Annotated in this window: 5 protein-coding genes; 3 read left to right on the forward strand and 2 right to left on the reverse strand. The window is 62.0% G+C overall.

Features of this window, described 5'->3' with window-relative positions; all coding sequences use genetic code 11:
- The 3 genes from PLJ71_20270 to PLJ71_20280 all read left to right on the forward strand — a co-directional run.
- A partial coding sequence (locus PLJ71_20270; GenBank protein ID HQM51029.1) for an actin-binding WH2 domain-containing protein occupies positions 1-315 on the forward strand: 315 nt, incomplete at its 5' end.
- A 7-nt stretch (positions 316-322) separates the two neighbouring features.
- The gene (locus PLJ71_20275; GenBank protein ID HQM51030.1) at positions 323-613 is read left to right on the forward strand and encodes a helix-turn-helix domain-containing protein; all 291 of its coding nucleotides are present in this window, start codon (positions 323-325) and stop codon (positions 611-613) included.
- Positions 606-1,010 (forward strand): hypothetical protein, encoded by a 405-nt coding sequence (locus tag PLJ71_20280; protein HQM51031.1) that lies wholly within the window; start codon positions 606-608, stop codon positions 1,008-1,010. Before PLJ71_20275 ends, PLJ71_20280 begins: the two co-directional genes overlap by 8 nt.
- A gap of 16 nt (positions 1,011-1,026) precedes the next feature.
- On the opposite strand, the gene PLJ71_20285 is transcribed toward PLJ71_20280, so the two are convergent.
- Complete coding sequence (locus PLJ71_20285) at positions 1,027-3,123, reverse strand: hypothetical protein (protein HQM51032.1); 2,097 nt, start codon at positions 3,121-3,123, stop codon at positions 1,027-1,029.
- A gap of 93 nt (positions 3,124-3,216) precedes the next feature.
- Positions 3,217-3,732, reverse strand: a complete 516-nt coding sequence (locus PLJ71_20290; GenBank protein ID HQM51033.1) for a DUF2752 domain-containing protein — start codon at positions 3,730-3,732, stop codon at positions 3,217-3,219.
- Positions 3,733-3,914 lie beyond the last annotated feature (182 nt).

A 3,914-nucleotide genomic window follows, 5' to 3' on the forward strand; every position in this document is an offset into this window, starting at 1 on the left:
GGCTATAACTTCCTGAAACTGCTCCATGTCGCGATCTTCGGATTCAGCGGACTGTGGGCCATGTTCGGGCTCTGGCGCGGCCTCGTGGCCATGTGTGAACAGTCCTCACTATATCCGCGGCAGGCATTGCGCATCCTCTACGTGTGGGTGTTTGTATTCGCTTTTGTGGGAACACAGTGCGCGTGGACACTCCGGCCCTTCATCGGGAGTCCCGGCGCGCCATTCGAGATCTTCCGCAGCTACAGTCACATGAATTTCTACGAGGCGGTTGTGGACGGCATGGCGGGAATGGTGCGCGACCTGGCCGAGGATTGACCGGACAATGCAGGACGATTCCAACGAAATCATGACGGTCGAAGAAGTGGCAGGATATCTCAAGGTCAAGCCGCAGACGGTCTACAAGTGGGCGCAGGACGGCCAGATCCCCGGCACGAAACTCGGCAAGGAATGGCGGTTCAGACGCCGCATTCTCGACGAATGGATCGATACCGCGATCACGCTGTCCAAGGGCGGATTCGATTTGCTGTTTCAGCGGAGTCTGATTGCGGTGCGGGGCCAATCGATGCAGGTTGAGGACATCGATCGCATCATCGAGGAACTCGACCATGGCTAAGTCTGTCCGCGTCATCCTTGCGCCCGACGTTTTCGCGAGGGCTTTCATGGAGCCGGCGTCAAAAGCTGTCCTGGATTTCTGGCGCGATGGAAGAGTCACGCCCGTGATCACCTGGGATCTGCTGCAGCGGTACCTGCGCCTGTTGCGCAAGTTCGGCCTGCCCGACGATGCGTTGCGCAAATGGACCATGTGGTTCACCGCGCGCGGCAAGACCGCGTGCCTGCTGGAACCGCGCGCCTGTGAAGCAACCACGCAGGAAGGCATTGCACGCGCCGTCGAGGCAGGCTGCCCCGCGGCAGTCATTTCCTGCTTTCCCCCTCATGAAGCGCGCGCCGGCGTGCCTTGGCTGACGCCCGAGGCGTTCGTGAAGGAATGGACGCGACTGGCCCAATCGTGATTGTCCTGCGTCAGCCTCAGTACACCCGCACAAAATCGATTTCGCACTGGCCTTCGGAGCCTGGCTCGCCGTAGTCTGCCGCCTCGCCGTTATAGGGCACTTTGCCTACGAGCAGGCTTGCCGTCTCGCCCGATCCCGCGCCGCCGTGCTCAAACGTCCAGAGCCGCTGCCAGTCTTGGCCGTTATCGCTCCGTTCGATGACGCCCCTGCGGTCCAGCCAGCGCGCCCGCAACCAGACCCACTTGCCGGTGTCGTACTCGCCGCCGTGGGTCTGTTGTCCGTACACGTCGGACTGGAGTGTCCCGTCCGACCGAGTGCCGGCGCGGATGCCGCCGCCGTCTGGCCATACCAGCATCGCCCCCGGACCCCACGACTGGCCCCCGTCGGTTCCCTGCCTGACTTTCACAATAAACCCCCGGACCGTCGCGGCCAACGGCAACTTCAGAAACGCGTACGTGTTTCCATGCGCGGAAATCGTGAGCGCGCCATTCTCAATAGACAGGGCGGACGGGTTTGCGGGCGACACCACGGTTTCCGCTTCAGGCATCGCGTCAAACTCGATACTCAATACCGGCTCGCCCCATTCGGGTGGCTCGCGTAAGGCCTCCTGCTCGGCCAGCAGAGCCGCGGTGCGCGCCCCCACGCTATCCTGCCGCTCGGCCATGACGGCATCCACTTCGCTTTGAAGGCGGGGATTCAGCCTTGGGAAGTACTCGTCCTTGAGCACCTTTACCAACTCCGGCTTGTCCAGCCAGCTCGCGATAACGTGGAAGCGTCCATTGGCCCGGAGGACGTTCCGCACCAGTTCGGGGTTCACGCCGACCGGCCCGTTGTTGCAGAGCACACCAATGCAGTTGTTGATGTTGTAGCCGGACACGAAGTAACGCAGGTATTCGAAATCCCCGTACGCACTCGCGCATCCCTCGCCACGAAGGATAAAATCCACGTAGGCATCGGCCTGCGGCAAATAACAGTGCCCGCTGCCGAGCGCGGCGGTCGAGTGCCACTCGAGGATGCCGTCCTCGCCGATGAGCGCCCGGGTGCGCCGGGCAAGGGCATACAGTGCGGCCGGGTTCTGGATATACTGCCCGTCGAAATAGAGGCCGTCGGGCTTGTGGCCGGTCATGACTCTCGTGATGGCGGCCATGAACAATTCCATATTCTCGCCCGTAGCCCATCCAGGCGGCCAGCCCTTGAAATTCTCGAAGGAATTGAACGCGGCCGGCTCGATTGGCGTGCCCTTGAGAAAATAGTAGGGGCTGGTGTAAACGATGAAGCGCATCCCCTGGTCGTGAAGGATTTTGCGCACGCGCGCGAACTCTTCCGGGCCGTGGCGGGGCTCGAAATCCAGGTTCCAGTCTTTCCACAGCATCACTTCTGATTGAAGCAGCACGATGTTGCCGTATTCCTTCCAGGCCCGGAGAGCGTCATCGGGTGGGTAGCCTGTTTCGTTCGACCAATGCCAGACCACCTGGTCCTTGAACGACCGTTCCCAGGGATATGGTTTTGGCGGACATACCCCCAGCCACAGCACGGCGTCCGGCGGCAGAGGATAGGTCGCCACCGTAGCCGGATAAGGATCAAAACCGTCTTTGACGGTAATGTCCGAGCAATACAGCCCGAACGCGCCCCATTCATCGGCGATGAGATGGTTGTTCTCGTACGAAGCGTGCCACCCGGCCGGGATCTTGCGTTCGATGGCCGCTTCCAGTGGTCCGGCCGTATGAAGCATGAGAAGCGAGTCACCATTTATTCGGATGACCAGTTGAGGGTTTTCCGCAACGATACGCACGAATCCCGGGCCCGAATGCGTGACCCGCACCCCATCGAGAGGCCGTCCGAGGTGCAGCACGGCGACCTCGCGCTCGTGGCCGATGCCTTGGCGGCAGACGATGTCGCCGGATTGCGCCTGTACCGTGAATTTTGCCCCCGTCGTGACGGTCTCCACGTCGCCGCCGCGGGCCGTGCCGGAAATCACCTCCATCCCGCGCTGGGGCTCGGGAAACAGGGCCGGGTCCATCAGTTCCTGGAACGTTGGCGCAGCCGGTCCGGCGGCCCAGACGGGCGCGGAAGCGATAATGCACAGACTCATCAAAAGGCTATACAGCTTCATGAGCCGCTCCTCGGATACGGTTGGTATCTCGAACAGAGAACCTGTTTTCTATCGTTGCGCGGCATCGCGGACCTCGGGGAGAGCCGCGGCCTTTCATCCCCAATGAAGCGCGAGCCGTGCAAGCCCGAACACCACTAATCCCGCGACGTTCACCGCCACAAATGTGTTGATGAACCAGGAACTCTCGATGAACGCGGCCGGCCTCGGCGCAACGCGCGCCAGGATCGGCAACAGCAGTAACACAACAAGAATGCCGTAGACCACGTAACCGAAAGGATTGAAGTGCCAGGCTCCGGCAAACTCGCCGCTCCCGATGGCAAGAACGGACCGTGTCAGGCCGCATCCAGGGCACGGCAACCCCGTCATCGAATGGAACCAGCACATAGGCACGTCGGGCAATCCGCGCCAGCCCAGAACCAGGGTGGTCAGCAGCGCAATCCCCGCCACGGCGCTCAACACCCACCGGGTATGGCCGGGGCGCGGCGTTGCAGGCGCCGGCTTCGCGCTCACGCGGTCTTCGGTACATTCCGCGGTCTGAGAGGCGGACACCGCGCGGGCGCGGCTGGCTGTTTCACTCGTGTGGCAATGGCGAGAATCATCACAGTCCACGGCGCAGAAACTCCACGCAGACCCCGCGATTCCAGGGAAGCAAGCGCGATCCCGCACTCCTCCGCGAAGCGCCTTCCCAGCCCTCGGAGTCCGCGCAATGCCTTGTCCCCGGCTCGCTATACAGCCGGGATACGGTTCTTGAGACCGTTGAATTGTACCAGAGTGATTATCAGAAGCACGAG

Source organism: Candidatus Hydrogenedentota bacterium (assembly GCA_035416745.1).
Classification (GTDB): Bacteria; Hydrogenedentota; Hydrogenedentia; order Hydrogenedentales; family SLHB01; genus UBA2224.